The sequence below is a fragment of the Stenotrophomonas chelatiphaga genome (assembly GCF_032054965.1).
Taxonomy (GTDB): domain Bacteria; phylum Pseudomonadota; class Gammaproteobacteria; order Xanthomonadales; family Xanthomonadaceae; genus Stenotrophomonas; species Stenotrophomonas chelatiphaga.
The window spans coordinates 395783-417584 of record NZ_DAMBRS010000001.1 but is presented as its reverse complement, the minus strand read 5'-3'; the positions used below and the strand labels follow the sequence as shown (position 1 = coordinate 417584).

The 21802-nt window shown below is 67.8% G+C and carries 15 protein-coding genes, 6 tRNA genes and 1 pseudogene; 11 read left to right on the top strand and 11 right to left on the bottom strand.

Annotation, left to right across the window (positions count from 1 at the left end):
* Window positions 1-7 precede the first annotated feature (7 nt).
* The 4 genes from RTX79_RS02195 to RTX79_RS02180 form a co-directional block, all read right to left on the bottom strand.
* A complete protein-coding gene (locus tag RTX79_RS02195) occupies window positions 8-799 on the bottom strand; it encodes a CDP-diacylglycerol diphosphatase (RefSeq protein WP_312681471.1) in 792 nt (263 codons plus the stop codon).
* A 160-nt stretch (window positions 800-959) separates the two neighbouring features.
* Entirely contained in the window at window positions 960-2099 is a 1140-nt protein-coding gene (lldD, locus tag RTX79_RS02190; RefSeq protein WP_057508630.1) for an FMN-dependent L-lactate dehydrogenase LldD, read from the bottom strand.
* A gap of 60 nt (window positions 2100-2159) precedes the next feature.
* On the bottom strand, window positions 2160-2609 hold the full coding sequence (locus RTX79_RS02185; RefSeq protein ID WP_057508629.1) for an MgtC/SapB family protein: 450 nt from the start codon (window positions 2607-2609) through the stop codon (window positions 2160-2162).
* Window positions 2610-2679: 70 nt separating this feature from the next.
* The gene (locus tag RTX79_RS02180) at window positions 2680-3438 is read right to left on the bottom strand and encodes an SDR family NAD(P)-dependent oxidoreductase (RefSeq protein ID WP_312681467.1); all 759 of its coding nucleotides are present in this window, start codon (window positions 3436-3438) and stop codon (window positions 2680-2682) included.
* A gap of 194 nt (window positions 3439-3632) precedes the next feature.
* Here RTX79_RS02180 and RTX79_RS02175 point away from each other — a divergent pair, with 194 nt between their 5' ends.
* Complete coding sequence (locus tag RTX79_RS02175) at window positions 3633-4718, top strand: alkene reductase (protein ID WP_312681465.1); 1086 nt, start codon at window positions 3633-3635, stop codon at window positions 4716-4718.
* Window positions 4719-4856: 138 nt separating this feature from the next.
* On the opposite strand, the gene RTX79_RS02170 is transcribed toward RTX79_RS02175, so the two are convergent.
* Window positions 4857-7643, bottom strand: coding sequence for a beta-glucosidase (locus tag RTX79_RS02170; RefSeq protein ID WP_312681463.1), 2787 nt, complete (start codon window positions 7641-7643; stop codon window positions 4857-4859).
* Between the two features lie 312 nt (window positions 7644-7955).
* Between RTX79_RS02170 and RTX79_RS02165 the strand changes: the two genes are divergently transcribed.
* On the top strand, window positions 7956-8462 hold the full coding sequence (locus RTX79_RS02165; RefSeq protein ID WP_312681461.1) for a hypothetical protein: 507 nt from the start codon (window positions 7956-7958) through the stop codon (window positions 8460-8462).
* Between the two features lie 548 nt (window positions 8463-9010).
* Here RTX79_RS02165 and dsbG read toward each other — a convergent pair.
* From dsbG to RTX79_RS02150, 3 genes are all read right to left on the bottom strand, one after another.
* Window positions 9011-9847, bottom strand: coding sequence for a thiol:disulfide interchange protein DsbG (gene dsbG / locus RTX79_RS02160; RefSeq protein WP_312681459.1), 837 nt, complete (start codon window positions 9845-9847; stop codon window positions 9011-9013).
* 29 nt (window positions 9848-9876) lie between these two features.
* Window positions 9877-10674, bottom strand: coding sequence for a TlpA disulfide reductase family protein (locus tag RTX79_RS02155; protein WP_312681456.1), 798 nt, complete (start codon window positions 10672-10674; stop codon window positions 9877-9879).
* A gap of 100 nt (window positions 10675-10774) precedes the next feature.
* Window positions 10775-11818: a GlxA family transcriptional regulator gene (locus RTX79_RS02150; RefSeq protein WP_057508623.1), complete on the bottom strand. Its 1044-nt coding sequence runs from the start codon at window positions 11816-11818 to the stop codon at window positions 10775-10777.
* 196 nt (window positions 11819-12014) lie between these two features.
* On the opposite strand from RTX79_RS02150, the gene RTX79_RS02145 reads away from it, so the two are divergent.
* The 9 genes and pseudogenes from RTX79_RS02145 (at window position 12015) to RTX79_RS02105 (ending at window position 16585) form a co-directional block, all read left to right on the top strand.
* Entirely contained in the window at window positions 12015-12413 is a 399-nt protein-coding gene (locus RTX79_RS02145; RefSeq protein WP_312681453.1) for a MerR family transcriptional regulator, read from the top strand.
* Complete coding sequence (locus RTX79_RS02140; RefSeq protein ID WP_428695930.1) at window positions 12410-14764, top strand: heavy metal translocating P-type ATPase; 2355 nt, start codon at window positions 12410-12412, stop codon at window positions 14762-14764. Before RTX79_RS02145 ends, RTX79_RS02140 begins: the two co-directional genes overlap by 4 nt.
* Window positions 14765-14840: 76 nt before the next feature.
* Window positions 14841-14916 (top strand) — tRNA-Ala (locus RTX79_RS02135).
* Window positions 14917-14965: 49 nt separating this feature from the next.
* Window positions 14966-15041 (top strand) — tRNA-Glu (locus tag RTX79_RS02130).
* A 181-nt stretch (window positions 15042-15222) separates the two neighbouring features.
* Window positions 15223-15298: transfer RNA gene (locus RTX79_RS02125), tRNA-Ala, on the top strand.
* A 49-nt stretch (window positions 15299-15347) separates the two neighbouring features.
* Window positions 15348-15423: transfer RNA gene (locus tag RTX79_RS02120), tRNA-Glu, on the top strand.
* A gap of 44 nt (window positions 15424-15467) precedes the next feature.
* A tRNA-Ala gene (locus RTX79_RS02115) sits at window positions 15468-15543 on the top strand.
* Between the two features lie 64 nt (window positions 15544-15607).
* Window positions 15608-16453: pseudogene (locus tag RTX79_RS02110) on the top strand (SOS response-associated peptidase family protein); the annotation flags it as partial.
* A 46-nt stretch (window positions 16454-16499) separates the two neighbouring features.
* Window positions 16500-16585, top strand: a tRNA-Leu gene (locus RTX79_RS02105).
* Window positions 16586-16697: 112 nt separating this feature from the next.
* Here the strand turns inward: RTX79_RS02105 and RTX79_RS02100 are convergent.
* The 3 genes from RTX79_RS02100 to RTX79_RS02090 all read right to left on the bottom strand — a co-directional run bounded on the left by RTX79_RS02100 (window position 16698) and on the right by RTX79_RS02090 (window position 21776).
* Window positions 16698-16856, bottom strand: a complete 159-nt coding sequence (locus tag RTX79_RS02100) for a hypothetical protein (protein ID WP_312681447.1) — start codon at window positions 16854-16856, stop codon at window positions 16698-16700.
* Between the two features lie 134 nt (window positions 16857-16990).
* The gene (locus tag RTX79_RS02095) at window positions 16991-19165 is read right to left on the bottom strand and encodes a PAS domain S-box protein (RefSeq protein ID WP_312681445.1); all 2175 of its coding nucleotides are present in this window, start codon (window positions 19163-19165) and stop codon (window positions 16991-16993) included.
* Window positions 19166-19397: 232 nt separating this feature from the next.
* On the bottom strand, window positions 19398-21776 hold the full coding sequence (locus tag RTX79_RS02090) for a Tex family protein (protein ID WP_312681443.1): 2379 nt from the start codon (window positions 21774-21776) through the stop codon (window positions 19398-19400).
* Window positions 21777-21802 lie beyond the last annotated feature (26 nt).

Below are 21802 nucleotides of genomic sequence, written 5' to 3'. Positions count from 1 at the left end.
GCTCCGGTCAGCGCTCGCGTTCCAGCGCCTGGGCACTGCCGGTGAGCGCCGCACAGGCGTGGTCCTGCAGTTCTTCGGCGCTGGCCTCGTTGCCGCTTTCCGGGTCGACCCGGGTGGCCAGCAGCACGAAACCCGGCCCCCGTTCGGCATCCTCGGCACCGGCCACCAGCAGGCTCCACTCGCCTATCGCCGCCAGCCCCACGCGTTGTTCCAGCAGGTGCAGCGGATTGGCGGTGAGCTGCTCGCCGGGCAGGTAAAGTGCCTGATAGGCGTGATCGCGCAACCGCGTCGGCAGCGGGCGCCACTGGCTGTCCAGGCCCGCCAGCTGCGCTGCGACCCCTTCGGCCACCTCGCCACGCAGGCAGTCGACATGGATGTGCAGCTGGTGCTGCGAGCGCCCGTGCGGCGAGTTCAACGCCAGGCTGGCAAAGCGCCGCGGCAGCGGCCGGCCCAGCGCCTGTTCGGTGAAGCGGCGGGCCTGCCAGGCAGCGGCAAAGTAGTTCGGCGAACCCGGCTGGTACAGCGCCGCACTTTCAATCCCGCTGATCTTGTCCAGAGGCATCAGCAGGTACTGGTACGCCCCATGATGGTCTTTGACCAGCACATGCCGGTGCAGCGCACTTTCATCCAGCAGCAGGCAGCCGGGTTGCCGGTCGGCGGGCCGGCAGTCGCGCTGGATCACCCGCCACAGCGCATCGGAGGCGGCCGGCGGCGGCGCTGGCGCAATGCTGCTACAGGCGGCAAGGCAGGCCGGCAGGAGGATCGGCAGCAGGCAACGGGAAACAGAACGTAAGGTCACGAAACATGAGCAAGGCAGCAGGCCACGCAGTTTACCGCGTCGTCGCCCAGCGGCCGTGGCCAAGGACCGTGCAACGACCGCCTGCCGGTACTCATCGACAGTGTCCACGTGATCACCGCCGTGCGCTGCGGACCGCCGTGCGCACCGCGCCGGTCCGTGCTCAGTCGGCACGCACCAGCAGGCCGGGGCCGATGTCGGCGATGCGACGCGCGCCGGTGAGGGTCATCGCCACCCGCATCTCCTTGGCCACCAGGTCCAACAGGTTGGCCACCCCGGCTTCTCCGTGGGTGGCCAGAGCGTAGACGAAGGCACGCCCCAGCAGCACCGCATCGGCGCCCAGCGCCAGCATGCGCACCACGTCCAGTCCACTGCGGATGCCCGAATCGGCGAGGATCTTCAGCTCGCCCTTTACCGCATCGGCAATGGCCGGCAACGCGCGCGCGGTCGACAGCACGCCATCCAGCTGGCGCCCGCCATGGTTGGACACCACGATGCCATCGGCACCGAAGCGCAGCGCATCGCGTGCGTCATCCGCATCCAGGATGCCCTTGATGATCATCGGTCCTTTCCAGAATGCGCGTATCCATTCCAGGTCCTTCCAGCTGATCGAGGGATCGAAGTTGCTGCCCAGCCAGCCGATGTAGTCGGCCAGCCCGGTCGGGTTGCCGCGGTACGCCGAAATGTTGCCCAGGTCGTGCGGGCGCCCGCGCAGCCCCACGTCCCAGGCCCAGCGCGGATGCGCCAGCACCTGGCCGGCACGCCGCAATGCGGCATTGGGACCGCTCATCCCCGAATGCATGTCGCGGTAGCGCGCGCCGGGCACCGGCATGTCCACGGTGAACACCAGCGTGGTCACCCCGGCCGCCTGTGCGCGTTCCAGCGCATCGCGCATGAAGCCACGATCGCGCAGGACGTAGAGCTGGAACCACATCGGCCGGTTGATCGCCGGGGCGACCTCCTCGATCGGGCATACCGACACCGTGGACAGCGTGAAGGGGATGCCGCGACTGGCCGCCGCGCGCGCCGCCTGCACTTCCCCGCGCCGGGCGAACATGCCGGTCAGGCCGACCGGCGCCAGCGCCACCGGCATCGCCAGGGTCTCGCCGAACAGCTCGGTCTGCAGGTCCAGTTCGGACATGTCGCGCAGCACGCGCTGGCGCAGCGCAATGCCGGCCAGGTCCTCCACGTTGCGCCGCAGCGTGTGTTCGGCGTAGGCGCCGCCATCCACGTAATGGAACAGGAACGGCGGCAGCCGGCGCTGCGCCGCTGCGCGGTAGTCGGTGGAGGCGGAAATGATCATGGCTCGACTATGGGTGCAGTCTGCGCCGCCAGGCAATCCACCTTTCGGCGCATGGCCGGGTTACAGCTTCTTTTCGACCTTGCGCATCACGGTCAGCACCACTACGCACATCAGTGTCACGCCGGCGGCGATCACATACGCGCCGATACCGACCGCGATGCCGACGGCGGCGGACATGATCAGCGAACTGGCGGTGGTGAGGCCGCTGACCTCGCCATCGCGCGCGCCACGGATGATGGTGCCGGCGGCGATGAAGCCCACGCATGCCACCACGGCCTCGATCAGGCGGATCGGATCAACCTGCAGCAGGTCCCGGTACTGGTCCTGCTGGAAGTGTTCGGCCACCGAATCACCGAGCCCGACGATCAGCGCCGCCGCACCCGCCAGCAGCATGTGCGTGCGCAGTCCCGCCGCATGCTTGCCCAGTTCGCGTTCGAAGCCGATGACCCCACCGAACAGCATGGCCGCCGCCACCCGCAGCAGCAGGGAGATATCCTGGCTGAAATCCATCGCACGTCTTCCCTTGGTCAAACCGTGAAGGTGGCCGGAACGCCGTGCGAGGACCGTGAAAGCCGTTGGCTTACTGCGCCAGGTAACCGCCATCGATGGCGTAGTAGGTGCCGGTGGCGAACGAGGCCGCATCGCTGGCCAGCCAGGCCACCAGCGCGGCGACCTCTTCGGGAGTGCCCAGCCGCTTGAGCGCGTGCCGGCCTTCCAGCGTGGCCCGCACCTTGGGGTCCATCTGTTCCAGCAACGGGGTGCTGATGAAACCAGGGCCGACCGCGTTGATGCGGATCTGGTCGGACGCATGCTCCCATGCGGCGGTCTGGGTCAGCCCCACCACGCCGTGCTTGGCTGCCGCGTAGGCCACCGATCCGGCATACCCCACCTGGCCCAGGATCGAGGCCATGTTGATGATGCTGCCGCCGTTGCCGGCCTTGCGCATGGCCTGGATCTGCGCGCGCTGGCACAGGAACACGCTGGTCAGGTTCACGTCGATGACCTTGCGCCAGCCGTCCACGGGGTAGTCGCCGCTGATCGCGGCCGGTCCGGCGATGCCGGCGTTGTTGACCGCGATATCCACGCTGCCCAGTTCAGTCACGGTGCGCGCCACGGCCGCTTCCACGGCCGCCTCGTCGGTGACGTCCAGCGCGATGCCGATCGCTTTTGCACCCTTGCCGCGCAGCGCTTCGGTGGTGGCATCGACCGCCTCCTGCTTGAGGTCCCATACCGAGATGGCGGCACCGGATGCGGCAAGCATTTCCGCCACGGCCAGGCCGATCCCGGACACACCGCCGGTCACGATCGCGGCCTTGCCCTTGAGTTGGTAATCAATCATTGCTCGACTCCAGTTGCGTTGGTCTGGATGGACGTCCATCCGTTGCCGACAACCGTACGCCGCACGGCGTGACGCGCCCGCATCATGCGTCCACGGCGTGTGCAACAGGCCTTCCCATCGCTGCAACAACCCAGGTCCTATGCTCGGCGCACGGGCCCTGCCACGGCCCCTCCTCCCCCAACGAAGGATGCTTGATGCCAACCGATGACAACCTGCTGTTCTCTGCAACCCGCCTGGGCGGGATCGACCTCGCCAACCGGGTGGTGATGGCACCGCTCACCCGCAACCGCGCACTGCCGGACCGCGTCCCGACGCCGCTGGCGGTCGAGTATTACGGGCAGCGCGCCAGCGCCGGGCTGATCATTGCCGAAGCCACCCAGATCAGTCCGCTGGGCCAGGGCTACCTGGACACACCGGGCATCTACACCGATGCACAGGTGAAGGGCTGGAAGGCAGTGACCGACGAAGTCCACGCCCGCGGCGGAAAGATCGTGCTGCAGCTGTGGCACGTCGGCCGCATCTCGCACACCAGCCTGCTGCCGGAAGGCGAAGTGCCGGTCGCGCCCAGTGCGATCCGCGCAGACGCGAAGACGTTCACCGCCAACGGTTTCGAGGATGTTTCAGCGCCGCGCGCGCTCGCCCTGGACGAGATTCCTGCGTTGATCGAGGACTACCGCCGGGCCGCGCACAACGCCATCGAGGCCGGCTTCGACGGCGTGGAAGTCCATGCGGCGAACGGTTACCTGATCGACCAGTTCCTGCGCGATGGCAGCAACAAGCGCGAGGACGCCTACGGCGGCAGCATCGAGAACCGTACCCGCCTGTTGTTCGAAGTGGTCAGCGCGGTCGCCGGCACCATCGGCGCGGCCCGCACCGGTGTGCGCCTGTCCCCCACCACGCCGGCAGGTGATGCGCACGACAGCAATCCGCAGCCGCTGTTCGAACGTGCCGTGGAACGGCTGGACGGGATCGACGGGCTGGCCTTCGTGCATGTGATCGAAGGGGCGACCGGCGGTGACCGTGACAACATTCCCTTCGACTACGCGGCGCTGCGTTCGCGCTTCGGCGGTGCATGGATCGCCAACAACGGCTATGACAAGGCACGTGCCGAGGCAGCCGTGACATCGGGCTACGCTGACGCGGTGGCTTTCGGCCGCGCGTTCATCGCCAATCCGGACCTGGTGGAGCGGCTGCGCCGCGATGCACCGCTGGCCCAGCTGGACCAGTCCACGCTGTACGGCGGCGGCGCGGAGGGTTACACCGACTACCCGTCGCTGTAACAACGCCGGCCGGTGGGTGACGACCGTCTGGTCGTCACGCTTCTGCGTCCCGCTGCGCTCGCCGAGCGTGGCTCGGCGCTACCGCGTTGCGGAACGCGGGTGGGTGACCACCGTTGGTCGTCACCTCCCTTGCCGCGATCAGCGGACCACGGTGTCCTGCAGCTGCACATCGACCACCTGCAACGGCTCGGCCGCGTTGCGGCCCAGCTGCAGCTGATACGTGCCAGCGGCAATCTTCCACTGGCGCGCAGTCGGATCGAAATCAGCCAGGGTCTTCGGCTCGGCTTCGATGCGGATCCGGCGCTGCTCACCCGGCTGCAGGTTGACCTTGTCGAAGCCGACCAGGCGGATCGGCGTGGTGTGGCCCTGCGGCAGTTTCAGGTACAACTGGGCCACGTCGGCGCCGGCACGCGCACCGGTGTTGCGCACGTCCACGCTGGCCACCACGCGCTGCCCTTCCACGCTCACCTGCAGGTTCTCGTAGGCGAAGCTGGAATAGGACAGGCCATGGCCGAAGGCGAAGGTCGGCACCAGGCCCTTGGCCGCTGCCCACTTGTAACCCACGTTGGCGCCTTCGATGTCGAAATCGAAGATGTCCACCGCCGGCTGCTTCGGGTTGAAGCCCAGCCCCGGCACGTGCGGGCGCGGCAGCTGCGATTCGTCCACCACCCACGTCACCGGCAGGCGACCGGACGGATTGACCTTGCCGGTGAGCAGTGCGGCGATGCCCTCGCCACCGCGGATGCCCGGGTACCACGCCTGCAGCAGCGCCGGCACCTGCGCCAGCCATGGCGTACGCACCGGGCCGTTGGTTTCCAGCACCACCACGGTCTTCGGATTGGCCTTGGCCACCGCACTGATCAGCGCGTCCTGCTGGTCGGGCAGCTGCATGTCCGGCAGGTCGACCGATTCGGCCGACCACTGCGTGGCGAACACCAGGGCCACGTCGGCCTGTGCAGCCGCACGCGCGGCGGCGGCCGGATTGCGTCCATCCACGTAGGTGATCTGGGCATCGGGACGCTCGGCGCGCAGCGCCTCCAGCGGCGATGACGGATGGAAGATCACCGGACCCGGCCAGGTGGTCGGCATCACGCCCGGCACCGCGTTGGTGCCCTTTGCCGTGACCCCCACCATCGACGAGCCACCGCCGCCGATCACGCCCTTGTCGGCGTGACCGCCGATGATCACGATGCGCTTCACGCTGTCGGCCAGCGGCAGCAGGTTGCCTTCGTTGCGCAGCAGCACGCTGCCCTCTTCCACCGTGCGCTGGGCCGCGGCATACCCGGCTTCCACGTCGATCGGCTGGTGCTGCGGCGGGTTGTCGAAGTTGCCATGCAGGAACATCGTGCGCAGGATGCGCGACACCATGTCATCCAGCCGCGCCTGCGGCACGGTGCCACCGGCAACGGCCAGGCGCAGGGGCTGGTCGAAGAAGGTGGTGGCATCGAACACTTCGCCGGCCGACTGCTGGTCCAGGCCGGCCAGCGCCGCCTTCGAGCCGCTGTGCACGCCACCCCAGTCGGACATCACGAAACCGGGGAACTTCCATTCCTGCTTCAGCACCTGGTTCATCAGGTACGGATGTTCGCAACCGTAGATGCCGTTGATCTTGTTGTAGGAACACATTGCCGAACCGGGCTTGCCGAGTTCGATGGCGATCTCGAACGCCAGCAGGTCCGACTCGTGCATGGCCTGGTCGCCGATCTGCACGCTGTGGAAGTTGCGTCGCGTCTCCATGTCGTTGAGCGCGTAATGCTTCATCGTGGAGATGACGTGCTGGCTCTGGATGCCGCGGATCGACTCACCCACGATCACCCCGCCCAGCAGCGGGTCTTCGCCGGCGTATTCGAAGTTGCGCCCGTTGCGCGGATCGCGCTGCAGGTTGACGCTGCCGCCGAGCAGGATGTTGAAGCGCTGCTGCCACGCTTCGCGGCCCATGGTGGCGCCGCCGACATAGGCGATCAGTGGGTTCCAGCTGGACGCCGTGGACGGACCGGACGGCATCGCGGTGGCGAAGTCGCCCTTGCGGATGCCGCCGGGGTTGGTCACGCCGACACCGGCATCGGCCGACTGCTGCGCCGGGATGCCCAGCCGCGCCACGCCCGGCACGAAGCCGGCCGACCCGACCGCGCCTTCCGGCAGCGGACCGCCGTCCTTGCCCAACCCGAAGTAGCTGCGCAGCATCTGGAATTTTTCGTCCTGGGTCATCTCACCCAGCAGCAGGCGGGTGCGCTCGTCGGCGCCCAGCGTGGTGTCCATCCACGGCTGCGACGGCGTGGCGCCCTGCGCATACGGCAGCGCCAGCAGCTGCGCCTTCAACCCCTTGCCGCTGGCATCGCGAAGCTTCAGGTCCGATGCGCGGCCTTCGCCGAAGCCGTTGCTCGCCACACCGGATACACCGCTGGCAACGAAACCGTCGGCGGCCACCGAGCCCGGCGCCAGCAGCACCGCCGGCGCACCCAGGCGCGAGGACTGCAGCAGCGCCGGCAAGGCCGTCGCATCCGCGCTGGCCTGTGCATACAGCGCCACCACGTGGCGCTCATCGGCCAGTCGCAGGTAGCCGCGACCGACCTGGTCCGGGCCGGATTCGGCCTGCACCGGGATACGGCTCAGCAGCACCTGGCCCTGCGCCGTGCCTAGCGCATCCACATCCGCCTGGACGAATCGATAGTCATAGCCGAGCTGGTCGGCCAGGGTCTGCAGCGGATCGATCGCGCCCACCGGACGCTCAACGTCCAGCACGGCCACCACGTCGGCCTGGACCTCGCCCAGCTGGGTGACCAGCGACGGCACGTCAGCAACCAACGGCGCCTTGTCCAGCGCCAGCACGTTGAAGGACGGCGCGGTGTCGGCGGCGAAGGCGGGAACGGAAAGCGCCAGCGCGATGGCGGCGGAAAGGGAGAGCTGCTTTGTAATCGTTTTCATCGACAGACGTTTCAAACCCGATGCCTGCGCAGTCGGTCCTGGAAAGGGTGCCGCCGAAGGGAGCAGCGCTAGCCCGCATGCAGGCCTCGCCGAAGCGGTGCTGCAGGGGCCGGGGCGGAGCGGGCCTGCGCACGGACCCCTCCGTCCGGCGTGACAACCTGCTCCTGGATTGCGGGGCAATCCAACAGGTGAAGAGTGGTCGAGGGGGTTTGCTGCTGTCAACCTTCGTCGCATGCGGCGAAGGTCGGATGGACTGGAGCCGCCTGCGTGCATCGGCTATTGTCATGGATCGATCCAAGGAAGGAATCCATCATGTCCCGTGCGCTGAGCAGCACCGCCCTCGCCGTCTCTTTCCTCGCCCTGGCTGCCTGCGGGTGGACCGCGTGGCGCCAGCAGCAGGCGCAATCACCCGACCAGGTACTGCAGGCCCGGGGACTGGTCATCCGCGATGCGCAGGGCCAGCCGCGATTGATCCTGGGGGCACCGGTCCCCGATCCCGCTGGCGGCGGAAAACCGCTGGGTCCGCGTGCGGCGCCCTTGTCCGGCGTGGTGCTGTTGGGCCCGGATGGCGCCGAGCGCGGCGGCTACGGCACGCTGGACGTGGGCGGCGAAGCGATCCTGACGTTGGACGATGCCACCGGCGCGACCGAAGTCTTCAAAGTGGTCGCCAACCCGGATCGCGGCGCCACGCTGATGGTCAAGCACCAGAACAACACCGGCGCAATGTTGACCTCCTGGCAGGGCGCGCCGGAACTGATGTTCGTGGACGATAGCGGGCGCTCGTTCTACGTGCGGCCGGGGATGCCTTCGGCGCCGTAGGCGCGTCGGTCGAACGGGTGGGACCCCCTCGCGGGTGGCTTTGTTGCTGGCTACGTGCTCGGGGCCGGGCGGTGGGGCTGCGCGGGGGACGGCAAAAGCCGCATCCATGCGGGCCTCGTTTCGCGCCATCCATGGCGCTCAACGCCCCCGCCCAGCCCCACCGCCCGGCCCCCGGACAGGTTCCGGTGGCCGCCACCCGCGCAATGGAAAAAAAAAGCAAAGGCAGGGGTCAGAGTCCTTTCACGTAGCGAAAGGACTCTGACCCCGTGTGTCCTGACCCCATCCCTCCGCTTCCCCTACCATCCGCCGACCATGGGTCGGCGCTACCAGGACACCGCTAGGGACCTGTCGAAGGTGGGGCGGGGTGGGTTCGTGGGAACGCTCATCCGCATGGATGCGGATGGCGAGCCTACACGGACGTACTTGCGGCGATTCCCACGAACCCACCCCGCCCCACCAACCCACAGCCCTGCAGCCGTTGCCCTTGCCCTTGCCCCGGCTCGAAAAAAGCGGGCGCCGGGGCGCAGCCCCGGCAAACCGACACCCCATCAGCGCGGGCCGAACATCAACTCCATGTCGTTGCCCTGCGGCATGCCCGAACGCCGCTGCACGTGCCCGTCAGCATCCTTGAACAGGATCCCCGGCGTGCCCTGGAAGCCCATTTCCACCATCAACGCCTGGTTCGCATCCAGCTTGCGCGACGCATCGGCACTGATCGCCACCGGCTTGATGCCACCACGATCAAAGGCGTGCTCGTTCTCCAGCAGCGCAGCGCTCGGATCGGCCGCCGACAGGATCGCCGCCGCCTTGCCCGGACTGTCTTCGCGGATCACGCCCACCATGATGTGACGCAGCTGCACCTTGCCGGCATCCACCCACGGCCGCGCCGCCTCCCAGAACCTGTGGCAGTACGGGCAGTTGGCATCGCTGAAGGTGTACACCACGCGCGGCGCACCTGCCTTGCCGTCGGCCACCCAGGCACTGGATTCAAGCTGTGACCAGATCTTCTCGGTCATCGGCCCGGCCACCTTTTCGGTCAGCAGGTCGCGCGCGACGTCATTGCCCTGCGCATCGAACAGGCTTCCCACCACCACATGCTTGCCATCGGGAGTGAGATACGCCGCCGCCGGCTGCTGCCCGCCGACCACGCCGGCAAAGCCGCGCAGGCCACCGGGCGCCTCGAATTCCGAAACGACGTCGAAGCCGAGTTTCTGCAGGCCCTTGATCGGAGCCGGGACCGCGGATGCGTCACCGCTGGCACCTGCCTCGGGAGGCGTTGCCTGCGCGGCGTTTTTCGGCGTCTGCGCCTCGCCACAGCCGGACAGCGCCAACAGGATCGGCAACACCAGCGCCGCGGGTGCGACGCGCAGATTCGTGGAAAGCATGACAACTCCTGATTGAATGCTCGCGCAGGCTACCGCAGCCGACGCAGTTTGTGCTCGAGGCCTGCAGCGGTCAGTTCGCCCAGGTGCAATTCGCGAAGCTGTCCTTCGCGGTCGAAGAACAGCGTACTGGGATACGCCTGCACGCCCATCGCCTGGCCCGTCAGGGCGGGTTCGTCCAGCAGCACGCCCTGCAGGCCGGGGGCATGCGCGCGCAGGAATCCCTGCACCGTCGCCAGATCCTCGCCCTGGTTGACGAACAGGAAGCGCACCTGCGGGTGCGCCCGCTGCGCTGCGGCCAACACCGGCATCTCGCGGATGCACGGACCGCACCAGCTGGCCCACAGGTTCACCACCACGGGGCGGCCCTGCCCCGCCGCCAGCCCGACCGGCTGGCCAGCCAGGTCCTGCAGTACCAGCTCCGGCAGCCGGACCTGCCCAGCCTGCCAGTGCTGCAGGCCCGCGCTCGCACCCCACCAGCCAGCCGCGGCGAGCAGCGTCGCGGCAAGCACGGCCGGGCGCAGCGGAGGATGCCGGCGCAGCTTCCAGGCGCCCCAGCCCGCGGCAAAGACGAAGAATCCGATGGGATCGAAACCGCCATCACCGATACGCAGGATCGACCAGGGATCGTCCAGGTACAGCGGCGCAGCGCGCAGCACGAAGACCGCGCGTGCAGCCAGCAGCCCCAGCAGGAACATGTCCACCAGCAAGGCACTGGCAGGCCGCCACGGGGTGCCGGGGGGACGTGGCCACAGGCGTGCCACCAGCAACGCCAGCAGCAGGAATGAAACAGCCAGTGCCACCGGCAGCGGCACTGGTCCCAGGCTCATCATCACGGGTGCGTCATCAACGGGTCCTGCCCTGCATCTTCAAGCCCAGCGAGGGTCGTTCACCCTCGCGACGGCGGCAAGCCACAGGACAGGTGTCCATTCAGGCTGCGTGCCGGTCGATCGGACGGACCGGGCTGCCCATCGGCGACGATCCAGCCTGCGCGGCGCGCTGCTTGCCTGCCACCATGCGCCGGTACGTTGCCGGGGTCATGCCGACGATGCGCAGGAACAGGCGGCGGAATGCGCTCTGGTCCGCATACCCGACGCCCCATGCCACTTCATCGATCGCCCCGCCCAGTTGCAGCAGCAGCTGCGCCTTGGCGATACGCAGCCGCTGGCAGTACTCGATCGGGCGCAGCCCGGTGGCCTTCAGGAAGCGACGCTGCAGCGTACGCGGCTCCAGCCCCGAGGCCTGGCAGATCGCGCCCAGCGTGGCACCGCGTGCAGCCGTGGTATGCAGCCAACGCTGCGCCTTGAGCACGTCGCGATCACCATGGGCGAAGTTGGCACTGAAACGCTCCAGGTCCTGCTGGATACCGGCAGGCACGACGATGCCCTGCTGGTGTGCCACCGCGGCCATGACGCCCTGGCCGTGCACCCGGTAAAGCAGCCGCAGGGCGAGGAAACGCCAGGCCTGGGAACCGGTGACGGTCAGCAGGTCACCATCGTCCACCAGCAGCCGCTCACTGGGAACCCAGCTGCCGCCCTGCGACGACAGCCCGGGGAAACGGGTGGCATCCACGCTGGCAACGGTGCGGCCAGCGAGCAGGCCGGCACGCGACAACACGCCGATTCCGTCATTTACCGCCGCCATCAGGCTCCCGCCATCGTAGTGGGCGCTCAACCAATCCAACAGGACCGACTCATCACGGATCTGTCCGTTCTGGCTGACCTGCCCGGGCAGGGCAATGATCGCAGGCACGGTCGCATCCAGCATCTCCGCGCCGGCCACCCGCTGTGGTCCACCGCCATCGCTGGCCATGATCCAGCGCGACACCAGGATACGTGCCGTATGCCGGCCCTGTTGCTGCGCCAGCCGGTTCCCGACATGCGCCATCTCGGCCAGCATCGATGCAGCCGACGGGTCTGCGCCCGGATATTCCACTACTGCGATTTCAGTCAGCTCGTTCTTGTTTGCGTCCATCAGCTCCTCCTCTTGCCTCCCGCGAACAGAGCCGCCGCCATTGACGGCGAGGCTCTTCGGTGGATGCAGGTTAGGAATCGCGTACAGGCCGAGGCTATGAAGAAAGCTGCAAACTGCGTCAGAAGCCTTGCTTTTCAGCGGCTATTGACTCTAGACCTCACTCAAGGGTTGATGATGGTCACATTCGGAGGGCTTTATGAATATTGGTGAACTCGCACGCCGTGCCGGTGTGCCTATCGATACCGTCCGCTATTACGAGCGACAACAGCTGTTACCGACCGCCCGACGCTCGGCGGCCGGCTATCGGATATTCGACGATGACGCGGTGCAGCGCCTTCGCTTCATCCGTCGCGCCAAGGCGCTGGGCTTTCGCCTGGAAGAAGTCGGCGACCTGCTGATGCTGTCGGCCGAACGCGGCGGTGACATGGCCAGCGTGCGCCAGACCGCCGCTGCCCGCCTGGCCGACATCGACCTGCGCATGCGCGAACTGGAGCGCATGCGGCGTGTACTGGCGCCTCTGGTCGACGCCTGCCCCGGGCACGGCGCGATGGTCGGCTGTCCGATCATGGCCGCCCTGCAGGAGGACCTGGAATGAGTGCAGGCGTCCCCCGTTCGTGCTGCAGTGGAGCGGCCGCCTCCGCGCCCCTCCCCGCAGCAACCGCGCGCGACCCGGTCTGCGGCATGTCCGTCGACCCGGCCAGCACGCCCCACCACGCGCATCACGACGCGCAGGACTGGTATTTCTGCGCCGCCCGTTGCCGGCAACGTTTCCTGGCCGACCCGCAACGTTTCCTGCAGCCGCAGGCGGCACAGGGAGCGGCCGTCGAGGGAGCGCAGTACACCTGCCCGATGGATCCTGAAATCGTGCAGGACGGCCCGGGCACCTGCCCGATCTGCGGTATGGCGCTGGAACCGATGATGCCGACGCTGGATGACGGCGAGAACCCGGAGCTGACCGACTTCCGCCGGCGCTTCTGGTGGTCGCTGCCGCTCAGCCTGGCCACCATGGCGCTGGCGATGCTGGCGATGACCCCGCTGCTGCACGGCCTGGCCCCGGCCCTGCGGGTGGGCATCGAAGCGCTGCTGGCCAGTCCGGTGGTGCTGTGGGCGGGCTGGCCGTTCCTGCAGCGCTGGGCGCAGTCGATCCGCAACCGCAGCCCGAACATGTGGACACTGATCGGTACCGGGGTGATCGCCGCATACGGCTACAGCCTGGTCGCCACCGTTGCCCCCGGCCTGTTCCCCGCTTCGTTCCACCAGCACGGCCAGGTCGGTGTGTACTTCGAAGCGGCGGCGATGATCATTTCGCTCACCCTGCTCGGCCAGCTGATGGAACTGCATGCGCGGGCACGTACCTCCGGCGCGCTCAAGGCACTGCTCGGCCTGGCGCCGAAGACCGCACGGCGCATCGATGCAGACGGCAGTGAACACGACGTCATGCTGCAGCAGATTGCCAGCGGCCACCGCCTGCGGGTGCGGCCCGGCGAAAAAGTACCGGTGGACGGGACGGTGCTGGAAGGCCGGTCGCACCTGGACGAATCGATGCTGACCGGCGAACCGCTGCCGGTGGCCAAGGCGCCCGGCGATGCGGTGATCGGTGCCACGATGAACGGCTCGGGCAGCCTGGTGATCGTGGCAGGGCGCGTGGGCGAAAACGGCGTGCTGGCGCAGATCGTGCAGCTGGTCGCGCAGGCCCAGCGCTCGCGTGCGCCGATGCAGAAGATGGCCGACCGGGCCGCGTACTGGTTCGTGCTGGCGGTGCTCGGCGTTGCCGCGCTGACCCTGCTGGGCTGGGGCCTGTTCGGCCCTGCGCCGTCGTGGACGCATGGCGTACTCAACGCGGTGGCCGTGCTGATCATCGCCTGCCCCTGCGCGCTGGGACTGGCCACGCCGATGTCGATCATGGTCGCGACCGGACGGGCCGCCCAGCACGGCGTGCTGTTCCGCGATGCGCAGGCCATCGAAACGCTGCGCGGCATCGACACCCTGGTGCTGGACAAGACCGGCACGCTGACCGAAGGCCGACCGGTGTTCGGGCAGCTGGCTGCCGCTGACGACTCGCTGGATGCCACGCAGCTGCTGCAGCTGGCCGCCAGTGTCGACCAGGGCAGCGAACACCCGCTGGCGATGGCGATCGTGGCCGAAGCCCGCGCGCGCGGCCTGGCCCTGCTGCCGGTCGAGGATTTCGATTCGATGACCGGACGCGGGGCACGCGGTCGCGTCGGCGAGCGCACCCTCCTGATCGGCAACCGTGCGCTGATGGAAGAGAACAGCGTGATGCTGCCTGCCGGACTGCTGCAGCGCGCCGATGCACTGCGTGCCGATGGTGCGAGCGTGATGTTGCTGGCACTCGATGGCACGCTTGCCGCGGCGTTGTCGGTGGTCGATCCGATCAAGCCGACCAGCGCCGAGGCCATCCGTGCACTGCGCGCCGATGGCCTTCGCATCGTCATGGCCAGCGGCGACGCAGAACGGACCGCGCGGGCGGTCGCCACGCGGCTCGGCGTGGACGAGGTCCACGCCGACATGCGCCCGGAAGCCAAGTCCACCCTGGTCAGCCGGCTGCAGCAGCAGGGTCGCCGCGTGGCAATGGCCGGCGACGGCATCAACGATGCGCCGGCACTGGCGACCGCCGATATCGGCATCGCCATGGGGCATGGCACCGACGTGGCGATGTCCAGCGCGCAGGTAACACTGGTCAAGGGTGACCTGCGCGGCATCCTGCGCGCACGCCAGTTGTCGCGTGCCACGGTACGCAACATGAAGCAGAACCTCGGCTTCGCATTCGCTTACAACGGGCTGGGCATTCCGGTCGCTGCCGGGGTGCTGATGCCGTGGGGAATCAGCCTGTCGCCGATGCTCGCGGCGGTGGCGATGAGCCTGAGTTCGGTCTCGGTGATCAGCAATGCACTTCGGCTGCGTTCGCAGCGTCTACCGGGCGTCTGAATCGGCATGCAGAAAACTGCAACAAATGCTTGCCAACCCCAGTACCCATCGCTATGATTTCGCACCTCAGCGACGTGGGGCCATAGCTCAGCTGGGAGAGCGCCTGCATGGCATGCAGGAGGTCAGCGGTTCGATCCCGCTTGGCTCCACCACTCCAGGCATTAGGCCGTCTGGATAGCAGTACAACTCAAGTTTTCGTGCGTCCCCATCGTCTAGAGGCCTAGGACATCACCCTTTCACGGTGGCGACCGGGGTTCGAATCCCCGTGGGGACGCCACTCATCTGAACAACCGGGACCCGGACCAAACCGGGTCTTTTTTGTTCATCGCCTTTGGCCTTCACGGGCGTGGCGCTTGTCGGGTCTTCACTTCGGTGGGTGTATCCTTCAATTGCCGGGAAGCTTCAAAAAAGCTTCCACAAACGTGAATAAGCCGGTATGATAGGCGGCTCGGTTACACGGGGCCATAGCTCAGCTGGGAGAGCGCCTGCATGGCATGCAGGAGGTCAGCGGTTCGATCCCGCTTGGCTCCACCACTCCAGGCATTAGGCCGTCTGGATAGCAGTACAACTCAAGTTTTCGTGCGTCCCCATCGTCTAGAGGCCTAGGACATCACCCTTTCACGGTGGCGACCGGGGTTCGAATCCCCGTGGGGACGCCAGTTTCAAAACGGAAACCTGACCCATCAGGCAACCGGGTTTCAATGGGGCCATAGCTCAGCTGGGAGAGCGCCTGCATGGCATGCAGGAGGTCAGCGGTTCGATCCCGCTTGGCTCCACCACTCCAGGCATTAGGCCGTCTGGATAGCAGTACAACTCAAGTTTTCGTGCGTCCCCATCGTCTAGAGGCCTAGGACATCACCCTTTCACGGTGGCGAGATGGACGATGGATTCCGTGGCGCACGCACCGACGCCGGCCGCGATATCGTGGCGATGATCCAGCAGTGGCATGCACAGGAACAGAGCGAACTGGAAGCCGAACTGCGTCGCCAGCATGAGCGGCGCGCCATCGCCCAGGCTGCCGTGGCCAGCAAGCCCACGCAGAAGGCGCGCAATGAGCTGCGCATCGCCGGCAACCGCATCGAACGCGCGCAGTCGCGCCTGGACGACCTGCAGCGCAGCCAGCAGCTGCCGCGCGACAACCGCATCTTCCCCGGCACCTATGCGCCGGTGATCGTGGCAGAACAGGGCCAGCGGGTGATCAAGCCGATGCGCTACCAGTGCCGGCTGCCGGACAAACCCGCGCGCAACGACGTACTGTATCCGGGCACCTACAACGCGCGCCGCGACAGCCTGGAAGGCTACTGGCGCGGCGCGTTCGGTCATCGCCACGGGGTGGTGGTGGTGCAGTCGTTCTACGAGCACGTTCCGCGCAAGGGCCTGCCGCTGCAGGCCGCCGATGACGAAAGCGACGTGGTGCTGGAATTCCAGCCGCAGCCACGCCGCGACCTGCTGATCGCCTGCCTGTGGGCCGAATGGGAAGGACCCGAAGGGCGCCTGCTGTCGTTTGCGGCGGTCACCGACGAGCCGCCGCGCGATGTCGCCGCCACCGGCCACGACCGCGGCATCGTGCCGATCCGCGAAACCCATCTGGATGCGTGGCTGAACCCGGACCCCAACGACCTGGCCGCGCAGTACCGGATCCTCGACGACCGCGAAGACATCCACTACGCGTGGAGCGAAGCGGCCTGAGGCCTACCCGTGGCGCGTGCTTTTGTTTACACTACGCGGCCACGCTGCCGGTGTGGCGGAATGGTATACGCAGCTGACTCAAAATCAGCCGGGGGTGACCCCATGAAGGTTCGAGTCCTTTCACCGGCACCAGCACGAAAAAAGCCAGGCCACGTGCCTGGCTTTTTCATTGGTAGTGACGGCCGCTGGCCGTCATGCCCCATGCCCGGTGGGTGACGACCGTTGGTCGTCACGCGCTCCCTCGTCACGCGCTCCGCCACAGCCGCCAGCTCACCCAGCCTCCATGGCCCAGCGTGGCACCCAGCAGGGCCACCACCCCCCAGCGCAGCACGCTGGCCAGTTCCACCTGCAGCGGCGCACCCTGCACCTGTTCCAGCAGCAGCCAACCCAGCACTGCGGCCACCCATGCTGCTGCCGCCGGCCCATACGCGCGAAGCACGTCCCGATCCCAACCTGCCATGCCATTCCCCGGTGTGTCTGAAGGTGCGGGCAGTGTCCCCTGCCCCGCTCTCACCGGCTGAGACCTTCACGCACCGATCAGTCAAATTCCGGCGGCGATTCCAGCCCCATCGGTTCGGACTGCACGTTGTTGCGCCCGGCCGCCTTGGCCCGATAGCACTGCACATCGGCCGCAGCCACCGCTTCGTCGACACTCATCCCCGTGTTGATCGAGGCGATGCCGATGCTCACCCCGACCTTGATCCGATGCTGCTCCCACGGGATGGAGAGCCCGCCGATGGTGTGCAGCAGCTCACCGGCGATGCGGCGTGCGCGGCGCAGCGAACAGCCCGCCAGGATCACCGCGAACTCATCGCCCCCGAGCCGCGCCACCACGTCCGAATCGCGCACGCCATGGCGCAGCACGTTGGCCACCGCCCACAGCACGGCATCCCCGGCCAGGTGCCCCCAGGTGTCGTTGACCGGCTTGAACTGGTCCAGGTCGATGAACATCAGCGAGGCAGCCTGCCCGGTGCGGTCCACGTGGGCGATGGCCTGCTGCAGGTGCGCTTCGAAACCGCGCCGGTTGACCAGGTCGGTCAGCGGATCCATCTCGGCCAGCTGCCGCGCCTCGCGTTGCCGCGCGCGCAGTTGGGTCACATCGCGTATCACCCAGACCGCGCCACGCAGCGCGCCAGCGTCGTCATGCAACCAGGCCTGCGACACATCCACCGGCATGTTCTCGCCCCCCTGCACCAGCAGCAGGTCCGAATGCAGGTCCACCGCGTTGCTGTCCGGGTCCAGCAGCACGGAGAGGTCCAATGGCGAAAGCGGCGCGTATTCGGTGGTCAGCTGCAGCATCTCGCCCACGTGGTGGCCGTGCAGCGGGGCGCCATCCGGGCCACCCAGCGCACGCACCGCGGCCGCATTGGCATGCTCGATGCGGCCCTCCAGGTCCACGCTCAGCACCAGGTCGGTCACTGCATCCAGGGTGATCCGGCTGCGCTGTTCGGCCTGCAGCACGCGTTGTTCGCTGGCGTGCTGGGCGGTGACATCCTGGATCTGCGATACGAAGTGCAGTGGATCGCCCTGCTCGCTGCGCACCAGCGACACCGACAGCCGCGTCCAGATGACGTTGCCCTCGCGGCCGATGTAGCGTTTTTCCAGGTGATAGTGCGCGCGCTCGCCGCGCAGCAGGCCCTGCACCATGGCCAGGTCGGCATCCAGGTCATCGGGGTGGGTCAGGCGCTGGAAATCGACCTGCAGCAGTTCGTTGCGCGAATAGCCCATGATCCGGCACAGCGCGTCATTGACGTCCAGCCAGCGCCCCTCCAGCGACACCAGCGCCATGCCCAGCGCGGCACTGGTGAAGGCGCCGGCGAATTTCTCTTCGGCCAGGCGCGCTTCGGCCCGCGCCTGCAGCACTTCGGTGATGTCCGTGGCCATGCCCACGAAGCCGGTGACCTCGCCCTGGGCATCGGCCAGCGCGCTGATCGACAGCCGCACCTGGCGGTGCTGGCCATCCTTGCGCAGGAACGTCCACTGCCGGGAATAGGTGTGCTCGCGCGCACGCCCGCTGAGCACACCGAACAGGTCCCTGCCGGCTACCTCGTCGGCGGGCAGGGTCTGCAGGAACGCCTCCACTTCCTGCCCATGGTGGAACAGCACCGGGCTGGCCACGCCTACTACTTCGTCGGCGCGGTAGCCGAGCAGGCGTTCGGCCCCGGAATTGAACAGGGTAATGGTGCCGTGCTCATCGGTGACGATGACCGCTACTTCATCGGACGAATCGACGATCGACTGCAGCCGCTGCCGCGCACCGGCTACTTCCTGGCGCGCCCGCTGCAGATCGGTCACGTCGGCATGCGCGCCGGCCATCCACACCGGCGCACCGTGCGCATCCCACTCGCACACCCGGCCACGGTCCTGCACCCACACCCAGTGGCCATCGCGGTGGCGCATCCGTACCAGGCACTCGTAGAACGGCGTCTCGCCGGCGAAATGCGCCTGCAGCTGGGCATCCGAACGCTGCAGGTCATCCGGATGGACCAGGCGTTCGAAGGTGTCCGAGGAAATCGGCTGCAGCTCCTCCAGCGTGTAGCCGACGATCTCGGCCCAGCGCGCGTTGACCTGCATGTGGTGGCTGGTCGGATTCCATTCCCAGGTGCCGGCGGCGCTGCCGTCGATGATCATGCGCAGCCGCCGGACCTCCTCCAGCGCCTGTTCCAGCTGCGCCTGCAGGCCCTTGGCCGGACCGTCGGAAAGATCGCTCATCGGCGCACCGCACGCAGCCGCGCGCAGGCCTGTCGCGTGCTCGCGCACGGGGACCTGGTCGATACGCCTGCAGAACTGACCTCCATGGCCCTCCCGGCATCTGGCCCGGGCCTTATCGGCCCCCTCATCGTGCAGTGTGCGCAATCGCGGGGCGCTACGTAAGCCCCCCCGTCACAGAATGCCGAAGCAGCGGCGACCGGTCAGCGCGGACCGGTCGGCCAGGCCGTCGTACTCAGCTGCGCTTGGCCCGGGCGAAGGCGTCGGCGAGCGCATTGTTCGCCGGGGCCGCCGCGCTGCCCGGACGCCCACCGCCGCCATGGCCGCGCGGCTGGCCGGGACCGCGGCCACCGGTCCCATCGCGGCGCGCTGGATTGCCAGCGTTCGGGCGCTCATCGCGGGCGCCGGGTCGGCTGGTCGACTGACCGGGCGTATCGTCCAGGCGCCGGGTCAGGGCGATGCGCTTGCGCGCCACGTCCACTTCCAGCACCTTCACCTTGACGATGTCGCCGGCCTTGACCACGTCGCGCGGATCCTTGACGAAGGTGTCCGACAACGCCGAGATGTGCACCAGTCCGTCCTGGTGGACGCCGATGTCGACGAACGCGCCAAACGCCGCCACGTTGCTCACCACGCCTTCCAGGATCATCCCTTCGCGCAGGTCCTTGATGTCCTCCACGCCCTCGGCAAAGCGGGCGGCCTTGAACTCCGGACGCGGATCGCGACCGGGCTTTTCCAGCTCTTTCAGGATGTCGCGCACGGTCGGCACGCCGAAGGTTTCGTCGGTGAACTGTTCCGGCTTCAGTCCGCGCAGGAAGCTGCCATCGCCGATCAGCGCCTTGATCGGGCGCGCGGTCGCGGCCACGATGCGTTCCACCACCGGATAGGCCTCCGGATGCACCGAGGACGCGTCCAGTGGCTGGTCGCCATCGGCGATGCGCAGGAAGCCGGCGCACTGTTCAAAGGTCTTCTCGCCCAGTCGCGGAACCTTCAGCAGGTCCTTGCGGCGCTTGAACGGGCCGTTGTCGTCGCGGTGCCGCACGATGTTCTCAGCCACCGTGGAGGACAACCCGGAAACGCGCGCCAGCAGCGCGGCAGAGGCCGTATTGACGTGCACGCCGACCGCGTTGACGCAGTCTTCCACGCGCGCTTCCAGCGCCCGTGCCAGGCGGTACTGGTCCACGTCGTGCTGGTACTGGCCGACGCCGATCGCCTTCGGCTCGATCTTCACCAGTTCGGCCAGCGGATCCTGCAGGCGGCGCGCGATGGACACCGCGCCACGGATCGACACGTCCAGGTCCGGGAACTCCCGGGCCGCGAATTCCGATGCCGAATACACCGACGCACCGGCCTCGCTGACCACGATCTTCTGCAGCGTGGGGCTGCCGACGGCGGCGATCACCTCACCGGCCAGTTTGTCGGTCTCGCGGCTGGCGGTGCCGTTGCCGATCGCGATCAGCTCCACGTTGTGCTTGATGCACAGGTGCCTGAGCGACTGCAGCGACTGCTCCCATTGCCGGCGCGGCTCGTGCGGGTAGATGGTGTCGGTGGCTACCAGCTTGCCGGTGGCATCCACCACGGCCACCTTGCAGCCGGTGCGGATACCCGGATCCAGCCCGAGCACGGTCTTCGGCCCGGCCGGTGCGGCCAGCAGCAGATCCTTCAGGTTGTCACCGAACACGGTGATCGCCTCGGCCTCGGCCTTCTCGCGGGCCTGGTTGAACAGGTCCAGCAGCAGGTGCATGTGCAGCTTGGCGCGCCAGGTCAGGCGGCAGGCATCGAGCAGCCAGCGGTCGGCCGCACGGCCCGCGTCACGGATCCCGGCCTTGAACGCGACGCGGCCTTCGCCGTACTGGTGCCCGGCCTCGGCATCGGTGCCCGGATCCAGTTCCAGGTGCAGGATCTCCTCGCGGCGCGCGCGGAACAGCGCCAGCAGCCGGTGCGACGGGATCTTCGCCAGGGCCTCGGCGTGCTCGAAATAATCGCGGTACTTGGCGCCCTCGTTTTCCTTGCCTTCGGCCACGCGCGCACGGATCACACCGTTGTCGGACAGCCAGCCGCGCAGTTCGCCGACCAGCGCGGCATCTTCGCCCCAGCGCTCCATCAGGATCGCGCGCGCACCTTCCAGCGCGGCCTTGGCATCGGCCACGCCCTTTGCGGCATCGACGAAGGTTTCGGCGAACACTTTCGGATCGCGCGTCGGGTCCTCCAGCAGGCCATCGGCCAGCGGCTCCAGACCCGCCTCACGGGCGATCTGCGCACGCGTGCGGCGCTTTGTCTTGTACGGCAGGTACAGGTCTTCAAGCCGGCTCTTGGTATCGGCGGCCAGGATGTCGCTGCGCAGTTCGTCGGTCAGCTTGCCCTGCTCGTCGATGCTGGACAGCACGGCAGCGCGGCGGTCTTCCAGTTCACGCAGGTAGGTCAGGCGTGATTCGAGGTTGCGCAGCTGGGTGTCGTCCAGCCCACCGGTGACTTCCTTGCGGTAGCGCGCGATGAACGGAACGCTGGCGCCTTCGTCAAGCAACGCGATGGCGGCACGCGCCTGGGCAGCCTGGGCACCGATTTCATCGGCGATGGTCTGGGCGATCTGCTGGGCAAGCTGGGTATCTGACATTGCGTCCGGCCGTGGCCTTGATGCGG